Source organism: Streptomyces sp. NPDC004031 (assembly GCF_053604375.1).
This window is the reverse complement of the sequence record NZ_JBSGHL010000068.1, coordinates 33,407-48,461: the sequence shown is the minus strand read 5'-3', so window position 1 is coordinate 48,461 and position 15,055 is coordinate 33,407. Positions and strand designations below refer to the sequence as shown.

The 15,055-nt window shown below is 74.7% G+C and carries 15 protein-coding genes; 6 read left to right on the top strand and 9 right to left on the bottom strand.

What is annotated here, in order from left to right; genetic code table 11:
• On the bottom strand, positions 1 to 385 hold a 385-nt coding region (locus ACWERV_RS31425), incomplete at its 3' end, for a DivIVA domain-containing protein (protein WP_452939539.1).
• A gap of 139 nt (positions 386 to 524) precedes the next feature.
• On the opposite strand from ACWERV_RS31425, the gene folP reads away from it, so the two are divergent.
• Positions 525 to 1,337: a dihydropteroate synthase gene (gene folP, locus ACWERV_RS31420; RefSeq protein ID WP_398182762.1), complete on the top strand. Its 813-nt coding sequence runs from the start codon at positions 525 to 527 to the stop codon at positions 1,335 to 1,337.
• 30 nt (positions 1,338 to 1,367) lie between these two features.
• Here the strand turns inward: folP and ACWERV_RS31415 are convergent, their stop codons facing one another.
• From ACWERV_RS31415 to dapE, 3 genes are all read right to left on the bottom strand, one after another.
• Positions 1,368 to 2,189: an LOG family protein gene (locus tag ACWERV_RS31415; RefSeq protein ID WP_398182759.1), complete on the bottom strand. Its 822-nt coding sequence runs from the start codon at positions 2,187 to 2,189 to the stop codon at positions 1,368 to 1,370.
• A gap of 16 nt (positions 2,190 to 2,205) precedes the next feature.
• A complete protein-coding gene (locus tag ACWERV_RS31410) occupies positions 2,206 to 3,285 on the bottom strand; it encodes an alpha/beta hydrolase (RefSeq protein WP_452939535.1) in 1,080 nt (359 codons plus the stop codon).
• Positions 3,286 to 3,393: 108 nt separating this feature from the next.
• Entirely contained in the window at positions 3,394 to 4,455 is a 1,062-nt protein-coding gene (dapE, locus tag ACWERV_RS31405; protein ID WP_452939532.1) for a succinyl-diaminopimelate desuccinylase, read from the bottom strand.
• Positions 4,456 to 4,686: 231 nt separating this feature from the next.
• Here dapE and ACWERV_RS31400 point away from each other — a divergent pair, with 231 nt between their 5' ends.
• Both ACWERV_RS31400 and ACWERV_RS31395 read left to right on the top strand, forming a co-directional pair.
• A complete protein-coding gene (locus ACWERV_RS31400) occupies positions 4,687 to 5,622 on the top strand; it encodes a hypothetical protein (protein WP_452939529.1) in 936 nt (311 codons plus the stop codon).
• Positions 5,623 to 5,915: 293 nt separating this feature from the next.
• Positions 5,916 to 6,344 carry an ATP-binding protein gene (locus tag ACWERV_RS31395; RefSeq protein ID WP_452939526.1) on the top strand — a complete coding sequence of 143 codons (429 nt, stop codon included), beginning with the start codon at positions 5,916 to 5,918 and terminating at the stop codon, positions 6,342 to 6,344.
• A gap of 61 nt (positions 6,345 to 6,405) precedes the next feature.
• On the opposite strand, the gene dapC is transcribed toward ACWERV_RS31395, so the two are convergent.
• Both dapC and fdxA read right to left on the bottom strand, forming a co-directional pair.
• Complete coding sequence (dapC, locus tag ACWERV_RS31390) at positions 6,406 to 7,506, bottom strand: succinyldiaminopimelate transaminase (protein WP_452939524.1); 1,101 nt, start codon at positions 7,504 to 7,506, stop codon at positions 6,406 to 6,408.
• Between the two features lie 170 nt (positions 7,507 to 7,676).
• Complete coding sequence (gene fdxA, locus ACWERV_RS31385; RefSeq protein WP_019058397.1) at positions 7,677 to 7,997, bottom strand: ferredoxin; 321 nt, start codon at positions 7,995 to 7,997, stop codon at positions 7,677 to 7,679.
• A gap of 107 nt (positions 7,998 to 8,104) precedes the next feature.
• Here fdxA and ACWERV_RS31380 point away from each other — a divergent pair, with 107 nt between their 5' ends.
• Complete coding sequence (locus tag ACWERV_RS31380) at positions 8,105 to 9,082, top strand: GNAT family N-acetyltransferase (protein WP_452939521.1); 978 nt, start codon at positions 8,105 to 8,107, stop codon at positions 9,080 to 9,082.
• Positions 9,079 to 9,903, top strand: a complete 825-nt coding sequence (locus ACWERV_RS31375; RefSeq protein WP_398182737.1) for a transglutaminase family protein — start codon at positions 9,079 to 9,081, stop codon at positions 9,901 to 9,903. The genes ACWERV_RS31380 and ACWERV_RS31375 overlap by 4 nt, the downstream gene beginning before the upstream one ends.
• Positions 9,904 to 10,327: 424 nt before the next feature.
• Here the strand turns inward: ACWERV_RS31375 and ACWERV_RS31370 are convergent, their stop codons facing one another.
• A complete protein-coding gene (locus ACWERV_RS31370) occupies positions 10,328 to 10,948 on the bottom strand; it encodes a response regulator (RefSeq protein ID WP_398182734.1) in 621 nt (206 codons plus the stop codon).
• A 26-nt stretch (positions 10,949 to 10,974) separates the two neighbouring features.
• On the opposite strand from ACWERV_RS31370, the gene ACWERV_RS31365 reads away from it, so the two are divergent.
• Positions 10,975 to 11,391: a hypothetical protein gene (locus ACWERV_RS31365; protein ID WP_452939517.1), complete on the top strand. Its 417-nt coding sequence runs from the start codon at positions 10,975 to 10,977 to the stop codon at positions 11,389 to 11,391.
• Here the strand turns inward: ACWERV_RS31365 and ACWERV_RS31360 are convergent.
• Both ACWERV_RS31360 and ACWERV_RS31355 read right to left on the bottom strand, forming a co-directional pair.
• Positions 11,381 to 11,710, bottom strand: a complete 330-nt coding sequence (locus ACWERV_RS31360; protein WP_452939514.1) for a nuclear transport factor 2 family protein — start codon at positions 11,708 to 11,710, stop codon at positions 11,381 to 11,383. The genes ACWERV_RS31365 and ACWERV_RS31360 overlap by 11 nt on opposite strands.
• A gap of 86 nt (positions 11,711 to 11,796) precedes the next feature.
• Positions 11,797 to 14,955, bottom strand: coding sequence for a SpoIIE family protein phosphatase (locus ACWERV_RS31355; RefSeq protein WP_452939512.1), 3,159 nt, complete (start codon positions 14,953 to 14,955; stop codon positions 11,797 to 11,799).
• Between the last annotated feature and the right edge of the window lie 100 nt (positions 14,956 to 15,055).

The following is a 15,055-nucleotide window of genomic DNA, read 5'->3' as shown; positions in this document are numbered from 1 at the left end:
CGTGGCCGTGGCCCGGCTCGCCGGGGCGCGGGTCGTCCTTGGTGAGGGACGTCACGGGCGCCTCGCCGCCGGTGACGGTCGCGCGCAGCCGGTCCGGGTGCGGGCCGTCGAGCTGGGACTCCAGCTCGGCGATGTACGCGTCGCGCTCGGCGAGTTCCGCGCCGAGCCGGTCGAGGACCTCGTCGACGTCCATCATGCGGTAGCCGCGTACCGCCGTCGGCAGCCGTACCGCGTCGATGTCGGAGCGGATCAGCGGACGGTCGGCCGGCAGCCGGTCGGCCAGCCGGTCGGTGCCGGCGTCCCGCAGCGCTCCGCCGTCGCCGAGCACGGCCAGTGCCACCGCGGCGACCACCGCGACGAGCGCGATGAGCATGAACCAGAACAAGTCGTCTCCCGGAGTCCGGCCTCAGGGCCTGCGGTCGTGTCAGGCACGATCGTGCCACGATCGCATGAGTCTGAGATGAGGAGCGGCAGTGGCACTTCGGCTGGGAACCCGGGAATTCGGCGCGCGGGAGCCGGTGATCATGGCGATCGTGAACCGTACGCCCGATTCGTTCTACGACCAGGGGGCCACCTTCACCGACGAGCCCGCGCTGGAGCGGGTGGCGGCCGCGGTCGCCGAGGGCGCGGCGATCATCGACATCGGCGGGGTCAAGGCGGGGCCGGGGGACGAGGTCACGGCGGCCGAGGAGATCCGCCGCACGGTGTCCTTCGTCGCCGAGGTGCGGCGGCGGCACCCGGACGTGGTGATCAGCGTCGACACCTGGCGGGCCGAGGTCGGGGAGGCGGTGTGCGCGGCGGGCGCGGACCTGCTCAACGACGCGTGGGGCGGGGTCGACCCGGGGCTCGCGGAGGTCGCGGCCCGGCACGGGGCGGGCCTGGTGTGCACGCACGCGGGCGGCGCGCAGCCGCGGACCCGGCCGCACCGGGTCGGCTACGACGACGTGATGGCCGACATCCTGCGGGTGACGTGCGGGCTGGCCGAGCGGGCGGCGGAGCTGGGGGTGCGGCGGGACGGGATCCTGATCGACCCGGGGCACGACTTCGGGAAGAACACCCGGCACTCGCTGGAGGCGACCCGGCGGCTGCCGGAGATGGCGGCCACGGGCTGGCCGGTGCTGGTGTCGCTGTCCAACAAGGACTTCGTGGGCGAGACGCTGGACCGCCCGGTCAAGGAGCGGCTGATCGGCACGCTGGCGACGACCGCGGTGTCGGCGTGGCTGGGCGCGCAGGTCTACCGGGTGCACGAGGTCGCGGAGACCCGGCAGGTGCTCGACATGGTCGCGTCCATCGCCGGCCACCGCCCGCCCGCGGTCGCCCGGCGCGGACTGGCGTGAGGCCGGCGGCACGACGCACGGGGGCGCGGGTCAGACCGCGCTCTCCTTGGTGACGCGCTCCACCGCGTCGTCCACGTCGTCGGTGACGTGGAAGAGCTCCAGGTCGGCGGCCGACGCCTTGCCCTCGGCGACCAGGCTGCCGCGGATCCACTGCACCAGGCCGCCCCAGTAGTCGCTGCCGAACAGCACGATCGGGAAGCGGGTGACCTTCTTGGTCTGGACGAGGGTCAGCGCCTCGAACAGCTCGTCGAGCGTGCCGAAGCCGCCGGGGAGCACGACGAACCCACGGGCGTACTTCACGAACATCGTCTTGCGGACGAAGAAGTAGCGGAAGTTCACACCGATGTCGACGTAAGGGTTGAGGCCCTGCTCGAAGGGCAGCTCGATGCCGAGGCCGACGGAGACGCCGCCCGCCTCCAGGGCGCCCTTGTTGGCCGCCTCCATGGCGCCGGGGCCGCCGCCGGTGATCACCGCGAAGCCCGCCTCGGTGAGCGCGCGGCCGATGCGGACGCCCGCCTCGTACTCGCGGGAGTCGGCGGGGGTGCGGGCCGAGCCGAAGACGCTCACCGCCGGGCCCAGCTCGGCGAGCGCGCCGAAGCCCTCGACGAATTCCGACTGGATGCGCATGACCCGCCACGGGTCGCCGTGCACCCAGTCCGACGGGCCGTGGCTGTCCAGCAGCCGCTGGTCGGTGGTGCCGGTCTGCACCTGGCCGCGCCGCCGCACCACCGGGCCGGTGTGCCGCTCGGGCCAGTTCTTGCCGTACGGGAGCTGTTCCGCCGCCGCGGCGGCCTCTGCCGCGGCCTGCTGTGCGTCGTCCTCGACGCCCTGGGTCTCTCGTGCTTCTGTCATATCGGCAGCCTACGCATCACGGTGCTGCCGACGGGTCCAACGGGACCGCCCGGGGCGCTTCGAGCCGGGCGCTGACCCAGGTGAAGGCGTCGGGGAACATCCGGCCCCAGGTGTTCCAGTTGTGCCCGCCGCTGCTGAGCTGGAGGGTGCTCACCCGGGTCGGCGGGGCGGCGGCCGCGGTGATGGCGTCGGCGAAGCGCGGCGGGCTCTCCGGGTCCTGGCGGCTGGACTCGACCAGCAGCTGCGTCCTGGGGTGCTCGGTCCTGGCCAGCCACACCGGCGAACGCGTCCCCTGCGACGGGTCGTCGGGCGCCAGCGCGGCGCCCGCGGCGAAGACGTCGGGATGCTCCAGCGCCAGCCGGGCCGCGCAGTAGCCGCCGGTGGATATGCCCATGACCGCCCAGCCGCGCGGCGCGGGCAGCGTACGGAAGTTGTGCGCGACCGTCTTGACCACGTCGTCGGTGAGCCAGGTCGCCACCCGGCTCTTGCCCTCGACGTCGGCGCAGCCGGTGTTGACCCGGTCCGGGGTGATCGTGGGCAGCACCAGGATCGCCGGCTCGGCCCGCCCGGCGGCTATCTGCGCCTGCATGATCTGCCCGAGCCGCATGCCGCGCAGGAAGCTGTGCGGGGTGCCCGGTATGCCGTGCAGCACCTCTATGACCGGGAAGCGGGTGTGCGCGAACTCCTTCTTGCCGTACTGCGGCGGCAGCCACACGATCACGTCGCCCTTGGTGCCGCTCGCCCAGCCGCGGACGGTGGCCCGCTCGAAGCCCTGCGAATACGCGGCGAACTTCACCGAGTAGTCCGGTACCTCGGGTGTCGGGGACGCCCCGGGGCCCGCGGTGGGCCTGCCGCCGCCGGCGTTGGCGCGGCCCAGCAGGTCGTCCCACGACGCGTAGAAGCCGTACTCGTTGTTCACCGTCACCATCACCACCAGGATCGCGGTGACCTGGCACAGCACGATGAGCCCCACCCTCGCGCCGAGCCGCACCGGACGCGGCCCGCGCACCCGCGGCCACAGCACCAGCGCGCCCGCCACCGCCGCGAACGCGGCGGCGACGAGCAGCACGGCGAACCACCCGCTGGTCAGTCCCATGGCGTGGCTGCCCCTCCCCCTGGCCCGTGATGGACACGTATCCACCTTGCCGGGAGGAAGGACCGGAACGCACCCGAGTTCGGTTGACTGCCGAACGGGTGATCTACGTCAAGCCGTCAGCCACCGGGTCAGCCGGCGTTCCGCCTCCCGGACGGCGGCGGTGTCCACGTGCTCGTCACGGGTGTGCGCGAGGGTCGGGTCGCCGGGCCCGTAGTTGACCGCGGGGATGCCGAGCGCGGCGAACCGCGCCACGTCCGTCCAGGCCTCCTTGGCCGCCGGGGGCGTGCCGATGGCCTCGACGAAGGCCGCCGCCGCCGGGTGCGACAGGCCGGGCAGCGCGCCCGGCGCGGAGTCGGTGAGCACCACCTCGAAGCCCTCGAAGACGTCCCGCACCCGCTCCAGCGCCTCCGCTTCGCTCTGGTCCGGCGAGAAGCGGTAGTTGACGGTGACGGCGCAGGTGTCGGGAATCACATTGCCCGCGTGGCCGCCCTCGATCATGACGGCGTTCAGCCCCTCGGGGTAGACCAGCCCGTCGATCTCCACCCGGCGCGGTTCGTACGCGGCGAGCCGGGCGAGGATCGGGGCGGCCTTGTGGATCGCGTTCTCCCCGAGCCAGCTGCGCGCGGAGTGCGCCCGCCGCCCGGTCGTCTCCACCCGCACCCGCAAGGTGCCCTGGCAGCCGCCGTCCACCCGTCCGGCGGTCGGCTCCATCAGCACGGCGAAGTCGCCCGCGAGCCACTGCGGGTACCGCTCCACCAGCCGCTTCAGCCCGTTGAACTCGGCGGCGATCTCCTCGGCGTCGTAGAACACGAACGTCAGGTCCCGGTTCGGCGCGGTGAGCTGCGCGGCGAGCTTGAGCTGCACCGCGACGCCCGCCTTCATGTCGGAGGTGCCGCACCCCCACAAGATGCCGTCGGCGTCGAGCCGGGAGGGGAGGTTGTCCGCGAGGGGGACGGTGTCCAGGTGGCCCGCGAGCACGACGCGCTCGGCCCGGCCGAGGGTCGTGCGGGCGACCACCGCGTCGCCGTCGCGGTCGACGGTCAGGTGCGGGTACGCCCGCAGGGCGCCCTCGACGAGGTCGGCGAGGTGTTTCTCCTCGCGGCTCACGGAGGGTACGTCCACGAGCGCGGCGGTCAGCGCGGCAACGTCCGCCGCGAGGTCAAGTCCCATACCCCGACCCTAACGGCGCCCGCACCGCCCCCGGCCGCGCATGCCGCGTGGGGGCACCTCCCGGGCGAGGCTCCGGGGGGAGAACCGCGCGCGCACCCACCCACCGGCGGAAGATCGCGACGCCCACCGCACGGGCAGCCCGGGGCGTCGGCGGCAGCCACGGCGGTGAGGGCGAAGGACCCGCGGCACGGACCGTCCGAACCACCCGGCGGAGCCGGTAGGCTCCGGCGCGTGAGCACGTCAGACGCCCCCTCGGGCCGCCGGAGGCGCCGCCGCGCCCTGAGCACGTTCGTCGCGCTGCTGGTGCTGGCGGCGGCCGCGTACGCGGTCCTGCACAAGCGCGCGAAAGGGCCGGAAGCAGCCGGCTGCAAGGTCCTGGTGGACGACAGCACCCTCGCGCTCACGCAGTCCCAGGCGGCGAACGCCGCGACGATCGCGGCGGTCGCGGCGGCCCGCGCGCTGCCGGAGCGGGCGGTCGCCATAGCCCTCGCGACGGCCCTCCAGGAATCCCGGCTGGACAACCTCGACCACGGCGACCGCGATTCGCTGGGCCTCTTCCAGCAGCGCCCCTCGCAGGGCTGGGGCACCGCGCAGCAGATCCTCGACCCGGTGTACTCCTCGACCGCCTTCTACAAGAGCCTGGTGAAGATCCACGACTACCAGGACCTGCCGCTGACCGTCGCGGCGCAGAAGGTGCAGCGCAGCGGCTACCCGGAGGCGTACGCGCAGCACGAGGAGGACGCGACGCTGCTCGCGGCGGCGCTGGTGGGCCGCAAGGGCGGCGCGCTGAGCTGCACGACGGGCGCGGACCGGGAGGACAGCGCGGGCGGCGCGCCGGGCAGCGCGACGGCGGTGACGGCGGAGCTGAAGCGGGAGTTCGGCGCTCAGGTGCGTCCCGCGGCGGCGGCCGGGCCCGTGGCGGCGGTGACCGTTCCGGCGACCGCGGCGGGCGGCGGCGCCAAGACCGTGAGCGCGCCGCGCGGATGGCAGCTGGCGCAGTGGTCGGTCGCGCACGCGCCGGACCTGAAGCTCTCCGAGGTGTGGTTCGGCGGTATGCGGTGGCAGGCCGCGCACTCGGGCAGGGGCTGGCAGAAGGCCTCCGCGGACGACGCGAGGAAGGCCGGGGCCACCGACCCCGGGCTGGTACGGATCGCCGTCGCGCAGTAGTGCGGGCCGTCGCCCGCGCGGGGTCTTCCGCGGACGCTCTCCGCCCGGGGCGCAAAGGGGCGCCGCGGCGCGCGGGAGGACGTCCGGGAATCCGTGAAAACGCGGGCTCGGGACGTTTCTCCGGGGCGCGGGCCGGTCATACCAATCGGCCGTCAGGGGCGGTCCACAGCAAGCTTATTATCCGACGCATTACGCATTCTTTACCCACGAAAGCCGCAACTTCGCGGGCCCGTCCGCCGATAGGCACGGCGTCGTTTCCGACCCACCGTCGGACCCCACCCGCAAGGAGCACCATGTCCCTCCCCCTGACGCGCCGGATCGCCCAGGCCGCGCTGCTGCTCGGCGCCGCCGCCGCACCCCTGATCGGTGCGGGCGCCGCGCACGCCGCCGCGCCCCAGCAGGACGGCGTGGGCGCCCTGACCGCCATGGACGGCACCGGGCTGGGCTCGACCGTCGACCACGCCTCCCAGTCGGCCACCGGTCTCGCCGCCCGCGGCAGCGGCCAGGCCGTGCAGACCGCCCTCCCGGCGGCCGCCCACCTCGTCGGCACCGCGGGCACCACCGCGGCGCCGATGGCGCAGCACGGCGCCACGCAGGCCACCGACGCGGCGGGCCGGGTCGTCGGCGCCACCACCGAGTCGCTGCCGGTCGCGGGCGCCCTCCCGGACACCGGCACCCTCCCCACCGACCAGCTCCCGCTCAAGGCCCTCCCGCTGGGCTGACGGACGAGACGAAGGGGCCCGGGAGCGCGACGCTCCCGGGCCCCTCGTGCGTACCGGCCGGTCAGCCGCCGAGGCGGGCCACGGCGGCGGCCACCCGCTCGTCGGTCGCCGTCAGGGCGACCCGGACGAACTCGGCGCCCGCGGGGCCGTAGAACTCGCCGGGGGCGACGAGGATGCCGTGCTTGGCCAGGTCGGCGACGGTGTCCCAGCAGTTCTCGCCGCGGGTCGCCCACAGGTAGAGGCTGGCCTCGCTGTGCTCGATGCGGAAGCCCGCGGACTCCAGGGCGCCGCGCAGCGCGGTGCGGCGGCGGGCGTAGCGCTCCTTCTGCTCCACGGCGTGCGCGCGGTCGCCGAGCGCGGCGATCATCGCGGCCTGCACGGGCTGCGGCACGATCATCCCGGCGTGCTTGCGCACCGCGAGCAGTTCGGCGACGACGGCCGGGTCGCCCGCGAGGAAGGCCCCGCGGTAGCCCGCGAAGTTGGAGCGCTTGGACAGCGAGTGGACGGCGACCAGCCCGTCGTGGCTGTCCCCGCACACGTCCGGGTGCAGCACCGAAACCGGCGGTTCACCCTCCCAGCCCAGTTCGATGTAGCACTCGTCGGACACCACGAGCACCCCGTGCCCGCGCGCCCACTCCACGATCCGGCGCAGCTCCGGCGCGCCCAGCACCCGTCCGGTCGGGTTGGAGGGGCTGTTGAGCCACAGCAGCCGCAGGCCCTCCGGGTCGAGGTCGGTCACCGGGTCGTCGTACGTGACGGCCGCGGCCCGCGCCAGCAGCGCGCCGATCTCGTACGTGGGGTAGGCCAGCTGGGGGTAGCCGACGGTGTCGCCCTCGCGCAGGTCGAGCAGCGTGGGCAGCCAGCCGACCAGCTCCTTGGAGCCGATGAGCGGCAGGACGGCGTGCGGGTCGGCGCCCGTGACGCCGTGCCAGTCGCGCAGGTATCCGGCGGCGGCGGCGCGCAGTTCCGCGGTGCCGTAGGTGAGCGGGTAGCCGGGGCTGTCGGCGGCGGCCACCAGCGCCTGCCGGATGACGTCGGGCACCGGGTCGACCGGAGTGCCCACCGACAGGTCGACGGCGCCGTCGGGATGCGCGGCCGCGGCCGCCTTGTACGGCTCCAGCCGGTCCCAGGGGAAGACGGGCAGGCGGGCGGAAATACTCACGTGCTGCTCACAACTCTCGCTGGTCCCCACCGGTCTCATCCGGTCTGTACACCGCGGCCCCGTACGCCACGGGGGCGTACGGGGCCGCGGCGGAGGACGCCGTCGGGCGGTGGCGTCCTCGGCGGCGCGTCAGGCGCCGCGTGCACGGCGCTGCGTGCGCCGTGCTCTCGCTACTGGTTCTGCGGCGGGAGCGCCGCGACGAACGGGTGGTCCCGCTCGATGAGGCCGAGCTTCGACGCGCCGCCGGGCGAACCCAGCTCGTCGAAGAACTCCACGTTCGCCTTGTAGTAGTCCTTCCACTCCTCCGGAGTGTCGTCCTCGTAGAAGATCGCCTCCACGGGGCAGACCGGCTCGCACGCGCCGCAGTCGACACACTCGTCCGGGTGGATGTACAAGGACCGGGAGCCCTCGTAGATGCAGTCGACCGGGCACTCTTCGATGCACGCCTTGTCCTTGACGTCGACACAAGGCTGCGCGATGACGTAGGTCACGCTTTCGTTCCTCCTCGGTAGGGCTGTCTCGCGCGGGAGCGCGGCGTCGTCGATGCCCGCACCTAGTATCTCCGTTCCGGAGCACGAACCGAACAGGAGGGGCACGCATGCCAGCGGATTTCTCGGCCGGAGCACGACTCGAAGTCCGGATCACCCCCGCTGACGTGGGAAAACGTGTCTCGGTGCGGCAGTTGACGGAGATCGTCGACGGGCATCCTACGTTCACCGATACGGTCGGTGTTCTCGCATCCTGGAATGAGGGGGTGGTGAACATCACGCGCAGGGACGGCATGGAGGTACCGATCGCCGAATCCGCGCTCGTCGCGGGCAAGGTCGTACCGCCCGCGCCGCCGCGCCGCGCCGCCGGAGTGCCCGCCGTGAGCGACACCGACCTGGAGGCCGTCGCCTCCCGGGCCTGGCCCGCGACCGAGACCGCCGCGCTCGGCGGATGGACCCTGCGCGCCGCCGGAGGCTTCACCCGGCGCGCCAACTCCGCCCTCGCGGGCGGCGATCCGGGCATGCCGCTGGACGACGCGCTCGCCGCGGTCGTGCGCTGGTACGGCGAACGGGGCACCACCCCGTACGTCCAGCTGCCCGACTCCTCCCCCCACGCCGCCGAGCTGGACGCCCGCGGCTGGGTGCGCGAGGCCGACACGCTCGTCAGGACCGCGCCCCTCGCCCCCCTCACCCGGCTGCCGCACGGCCCCGCCGAGATCACCCTCACGCGCGCCCCGGACGCCTCCTGGCTGGCCGCCTACCACCGCACCGGGAACCTCGCCGACGCCGCCCTCCGGGTCGTCAGCGGGGGGCCGTCCGTGTGGTTCGCGAGCACCCCGGGCGCCATCGGGCGCGCCGTCGTCGAAGGCCGCTGGGTGCTCTTCGGGGCGGTCGAGGTGATACCGGAGATGCGCCGCCGCGGCCTGGCCACCGCCGTCATGGGCGCCCTCGCCCGGCAGGCCGCCGACGAGGGCGCCACCGCCGCGTACCTCCAGGTCGAGGCCGACAACGACCCCGCCCGCCGGCTCTACGACGGCCTCGGCTTCACCGACCACCACGGCTACCACTACCGGCGGCCAGCGGCATGACCCCCGATCAGCCCGAACCCGAACCCCCCGCCGACCGGTTCGCCGCGGCGGCCAGGGACGGGCGGCCCGACCTCGCCGAGCTGTGCCTGCTCGTCGGGGCCCGCGCCGACCCCGCGCTCGACGGCACCGCCGCGGACCTCGCCCAGATCGAACTCGACCGGCTCGCCGGACTCCTGCCCGCCGGCCCGCACACCCCCCTCGGCTGGGCCCAGGCCCTGCACCGCGTCCTCGGCCGCGGCCACGGCTTCCACGGCACCCCCGCGGACTACCGGCGCCTGGAGTCCTCCCTCCTCCAGGAGGTCCTGCGCCGCCGCCGCGGCCTGCCGATCCTCCTGTCGGTCGTCTGGATCGAGGTCGCCCGGCGCGCCGGGGCACCCGTCTACGGCGTCGCCCTCCCCGGCCACTTCGTCGTCGGCATCGGCGAACCGGACGGCGAGCACGTCCTCGTCGACCCCTTCGACTTCGGCCGCCTCATGACCGAGTCCGACGCGGAAACGCTGACGGGCGGCAGCCCCGACGCGTACGGGCCCGCGGACCCGCTCGACGTCGTCCAGCGCGTCCTCGGCAACATCCGCGCGTGGGCCGCCCCCCGCCCCGAACGCCGCGCCGTCCAGCTCTGGGCCCTCGACCTCACCCTCCTCCTCCCCCGCCACCCCGCCAAACTCCGCTACGAACGAGCCAAGCTGCTCGTGACCATGGGCGACTTTCTCGGCGGCGCCGCGGAACTCGACGCGTACGCCGAGGTCATCGGCGCCTTCGACCCCGAAACGGCGGAGTCCCTCCGCCACCAGGCGCGCGCCGCCCGCGCCCACCTCAACTGAGCGCTCCCCGCGCCCCGGGGTGCCCCCTGCGGTAGACGCCGCGATCGTCCCGCCGTGGTGGCTTGTCGCTCCGTTCTCCCCCAGGGCTTCGCCTGGGGGCACCCCCACGCAGCCCCCGAAAACGCTCACCCCCACCGGCAGGCAGCCGCCAGTCCGGCCCGGAGGGGGACGGTGCGGGGTGCCCCCGCAGGAATGCGCTGTCGGTGGCTCACCAACCAGGTAAGAGGCCGAACGCGCATTCCGAGGAGGTGCCCCGTGGCGGCACCCGACCCACCCCCCGGAGGGAGAGCGCGATGCCCCGCCGGGCAACCCGGGGGCGCGTGGGGGCACCTCCCAGGCGAAGCTCTGGGGGAGAACGGCGCGAGCAACCCCCCACCCACCGCAAGGTCGCACAGCGAAACCGCACCCCGCAGGGCAGAGCGCCTCAGAGCCACCCCTTCTCGCGAGCGATCCGCACCGCCTCCGCGCGGTTCCGCGCACCCGTCTTCTGGATCGCCGTCGAGAGATAATTCCGCACCGTGCCCTCCGACAACCCCAACCGCCGCGCGACCTCCGCGTTGACCGCGCCGTCCGCCGCCGCGGACAGGACGTCACGCTCCCGCGGCGTCAGCGGATCCGCCCCCTCCGCGAGGGCCGCCGCGGCGAGCGCGGGGTCGATGACCCGCTCCCCCCGCAGCACGCGCCGCACCGCGTCGGCCAGTTCCGAGGCGGGCGCGTCCTTGACGAGGAACGCGTCGGCGCCGGACTCCATGGCGCGCCGCAGATAGCCGGGACGGCCGAAGGTCGTGACGATCACGACCTTCACCCCCGGGCACTCCGCACGGAGCTGCGCGGCCGCCTCGATGCCGGTCATGCCGGGCATCTCGATGTCGAGGAGGGCGACGTCCGGCGCCGCCGCCCGCGCGGCGGCGAGGACCTGGTCGCCGCGCGACGCCTGGGCGACGACCTCGATGTCGTCCTCCAGCCCCAGGAGCGTCGCCAGCGCCTCCCGGACCATGGACTGATCGTCGGCGAGAAGCACCCGTACGGGCTGCGGGTCGGTCATGGCGGCCAGCCTAATAAGCTGCGCCGATGAGAGCCCGCACCGCCCTCGCCGCAGCGGCGATACCCTCGTTCCTCCTGCTCAGCGCGTGCGGAGGCGGCGACAAGGTGACCGCGCAGCTGCAGCAGGCCCTCAGGGCGGCGCGTCTGACTCCTGACGAGAAGGACGACAAGCACCTTCCCTGCGCGGTCAGCTTTCCCCGGTTCTACGAGGCGGGCAAGGGGAGTCCGAGGACGCGCGAGCGCATCGTCGCGTCGCTCACCGCGGCGGGCTGGAAGACCGCCGTCAGCGGCGGCGCGGACGAGAGCCACCTCACGAGCGACGACGACTGGGAGGTGTTCGTCACCCGCGAGCACGCGACCGGCGACGACGGCAAGACGTACGAGATCCTGGACGTCGTGGCGAGCTGCATCGACCACGCCGCCGACAACCTCTTCAGCCAGTGATCTTCATCAGGCTCACCAGGTCGTCCGCGACCGTGAAGGCGAAGTCGGAGGGGCCGTTGTAGCCGTTGCCGCCGACCTCGGCGCTGACCGTGGTCGTGTCGCCCTCCGTGCGGCGGCAGGCGGTGACGTCGAGGCGGACCTGTTTGCCGATGAACTCGGCGTCGCTCCAGGCGCGGATCGCGTCGTGGCCGCGGAAGACGCGGCCCCAGTCGTCGACGGCGCCGTCCGCGGCGAAGGCGGCCAGGAAGTCCTCGGTGGCACCGGCGTTGGCGGCCTCCAGGGCCGCGGCGACGGGGACGGGGAGGGGTGCGTGGGTCATGTCCTGCCAACGAACGGCGGGCCCGGTCCGCTTCCCGCCGATCAGGTGGGGCCGGGGCCGAAGACGGGCGAGCCGCCCGGCGCGGCTCACCCCTCCCCCACCGCCGCCCAGATGCATTTGCCGCCCTCGGTGTACCGCGTCCCCCACCGTCGGGCGGTGACGGCCACGAGTTGCAGCCCGCGCCCGAACTCGTCGTCGAGCAGCGGGTGCCGCACCCGCGGGGTGGCCTGCGAGCCGTCGTAGACCTCGCACGTGACCTCGCCCTCGGCGAGGTGCAGCAGGCGCAGCCGCAGGTGGCCCGCGGTGTCGTCGGCGACGTCCGTGCCGATGCCGACGGCGTGCCGTACCGCGTTGCCGATCAGTTCGCTGACCACGAGCGTGGCGGTGTCGGTGAGGTCGGTGAGCCCCCATGCGGTGATGCGCTCGGCGGCGAGGGCGCGGCCGCGGCCGGCGGTCTCGGGGGCGAAGGGCAGGTCCCACACGGCGATCCGTTCCGCGGGGACGCGGCCGAGGGCGAGGGCCATGAGCGCGGCGTCGTCGTCGCGGTGGGGTGCGGACGGCAGCCGGCCGCCGATGGTGTCGCACAGCGTGTCGAGCCAGGCGTCGCGGCGCTCCTCGTCCTGCGGCAGGGGGGCGGTGGCGCCGTAGCGGGTGACGAGGTCGGTGAGCGGTCCGACGTCGCGGGTGTCGCCGCCCAGCAGGCCGTCGCTGTAGAGGACCAGGACGCTGCCCTCGGGCAGCGGGGTGTGGATGACGGGTGCGGGCACCGAGGCCTGGCCGAGCGGCTGGCCGCTGGGCAGTTCGACCTCGTGGGCCTCGCCGCCGGGAGGGAGCAGGACGGGCGGCGGGTGGCCCGCGGAGGCGAAGCGGCAGGCGCCGGTGGTGGCGTCGTAGAGCACCAGCATGCAGGTCGCGGTGAGCGGGCCGAGGCGCCCGGCGGCGTCGTTGAGGTGGGCCATGACCTCGTCGACGGGCAGGTCGAGGGAGGCGACGGCGAGGGCGGCGTGCCGGATGATGCCCATGGCGATGCCCTGTTCGAGGCCGTGCCCGCGGATGTCGCCGATGACGGCGAGGCTGCGGCCGCCGGGCAGCGCGATCGTGTCGTACCAGTCGCCGCCGACCTCCTCGCCCTCCGCGAGCCGGTAGCGGGCCTTGGCGCGGACGCCGACGACGGTCGGCAGGCCGCCGGGCAGCAGTTCCTCCTGAAGGCGCTGGGCGCGGTGCCGGGCGTCCTCGTACTGCCGGGCGTTGGCGAGCGACTGGGCGATGATGACGGCGACGGTGCCGAGCAGGGAGCGCTCGTGCTCGGGGAAGTCGTGCGGGGTGGGCCAGCTGATGACGCACGAGCCCACCCGCCGGTCGCTCACGACGAGGGGCAGCGCCGCCCACGCGCATTTGCCGCCGTGCCGGGCGAGGGAGGCGATGGCGGGCAGTTCGGCCTCCAGCTCCTGCCGGGTGGAGAAGTACCGCGGCCCGCCGCTGCCGACGGCGTCCGCGATGCGCTGCGGCATGCCGGGCGCCTCCAGTTCGGCGCGGTAGTCCGCGGAGTAGCCGGCCACGGCGACCAACTGGGGCCCGGGGCCGGACAGGTCGTGCACGATGAGGCCCTCGGCGGCGACCATCGGCAGCACATGGGTGACGATCGCGCCGATCACGTCCCCGGTGTCGAGGGAGCTGATCAGCGCCGCGTTGAGTTCGGTCATGCGGCGGCTGCGGTCGGCGCGGGCGGTCTCGGCGGCCTTGCGCTCGGTGATGTCGGCCATCTGGGTGGCGACGAAGCCGCCGACGTCCACCGCGCGCACCAGCCAGGAGGCGGGGCGGCCGTCCGGGGCGTCGTACGTCAGCTCGGTGGAGACCGCCTTGCCGGGGGCGGCGCGGGCCGCGGCGAGCATGGGCCGGCCCTGTTCGGCGACGCCGGGGACGGTCTCCCACGGGATCTGCCCGAGCGTTTCGGCGCTGTCCTCGCCGTTCCGGCCGAGTTCGCGGGCGGCCCGGTTGGCCCATTCGACCCGGTCGTCGGCGTCCAGGACGTGGATGGGGTCGGGGTGCCGTTCGAAGAGGCTCGCGAGCCAGGTGAGTTTGCTGCGCCGGGCCGTGACGTTCCAGGCGGTGCCGACGAGCCGGACGGCCCGGCCGGTCTCATCGTGCTCGAAGACGGCCCGCAGCTCCACCCAGCTGACCTCGCCGTCCGTACCGAGGACCCGGTATTCGACGGCGTACGGCTGCCCGCCGGCCAGCGCCGTCGCGACGGACTCCTGCACGCCGGGGCGGTCGTCGGGGTGGACGCGGGCCATCCATGTCTCGATCCGGTGGTCCCAGGTGTCCGGGTCCAGACCGGCGGCCGGGAGCAGCCCCTCGGCGGTCTCGTCGACGTCCAGCCTGCCGGTGGTCAGGTCCCAGCTCCAGGTGCCGACGCTGATCTGCTGCATGACCTGCTCGCGCACCCCGGCGGGCTCCTGCCACCAGGGGCTGGTGCCGCCGTGCCGCCGCCGGGTGTGCGGCAGCCGCTCGCCGACGGTGCGGGCGAGCCGGGCCAGGAGATCCTGTGCGGCGGCGTCCGGCTGCTCGCCGGTCAGGACGGCGAGGGCGCCGACGGGGACACCGCCGACCACGATCGGTGCGGCCACCACCCCGCCGGGCAGCTCCCCTTCCTCCTCCGGGGCTTCCCGGGCCGTTCCGGCGGTCTGCCCGGCGGCGCCCGGCCGGTCCTCGGCGCGTTCGGGGCGGTCCAGGCCGGGCGGGCCGCCGCGCGCGGGGGCGGGGGCGGGTGGCGTGGCGTGCGCGGGCGGCCTGCGGGTGGACCAGCACACCGTGCCGCGGGTCACGGCGAGCGCGGGCGCGGTCGAGGTGCGCGAGGACAGCTCCTCCCAGCGGCGGGCGGCCGCGCTGGGCAGCCCGTTGGCGGCCACGAGCCGCAGCAGCCCCTCGGACGCCGCCAGGTGGACGAGTCCGCCGTAGCCGCCGAGCGCGCCGACGGCCTGTTGCAGCGCCAGCCGCAGGAGCTCGGCCTCGCCCTGCCCCTCGGTGGCCTCCACCAGCCGGATCCGTACGAGGCCGGGATCGTCGCCCGCCGCGTGCAGATCCGGCCCGGAGGAGGGCGGCGCGGACCGCCCGCCGTCGCCGCAGGACCCGTCCGCGCCGGAGCCGTCCCCGGCGGGGCCGCCCCCGGCGGGGCCGCCCCCGTCGCCGGGGTCCCGGCCGTCGGGGGTCCCGTGGCCCGTGTCTCCGTCCGGTGCCGCGACCATCAGCGCATCACCAGCCTCGCGTCCGCCGTGCCTGCTGCCCGTCCTGGCTGATCTGCCCCGCTTCACCCGCTTTCGTTCGCTGTGCCGCCATTGTTACGCC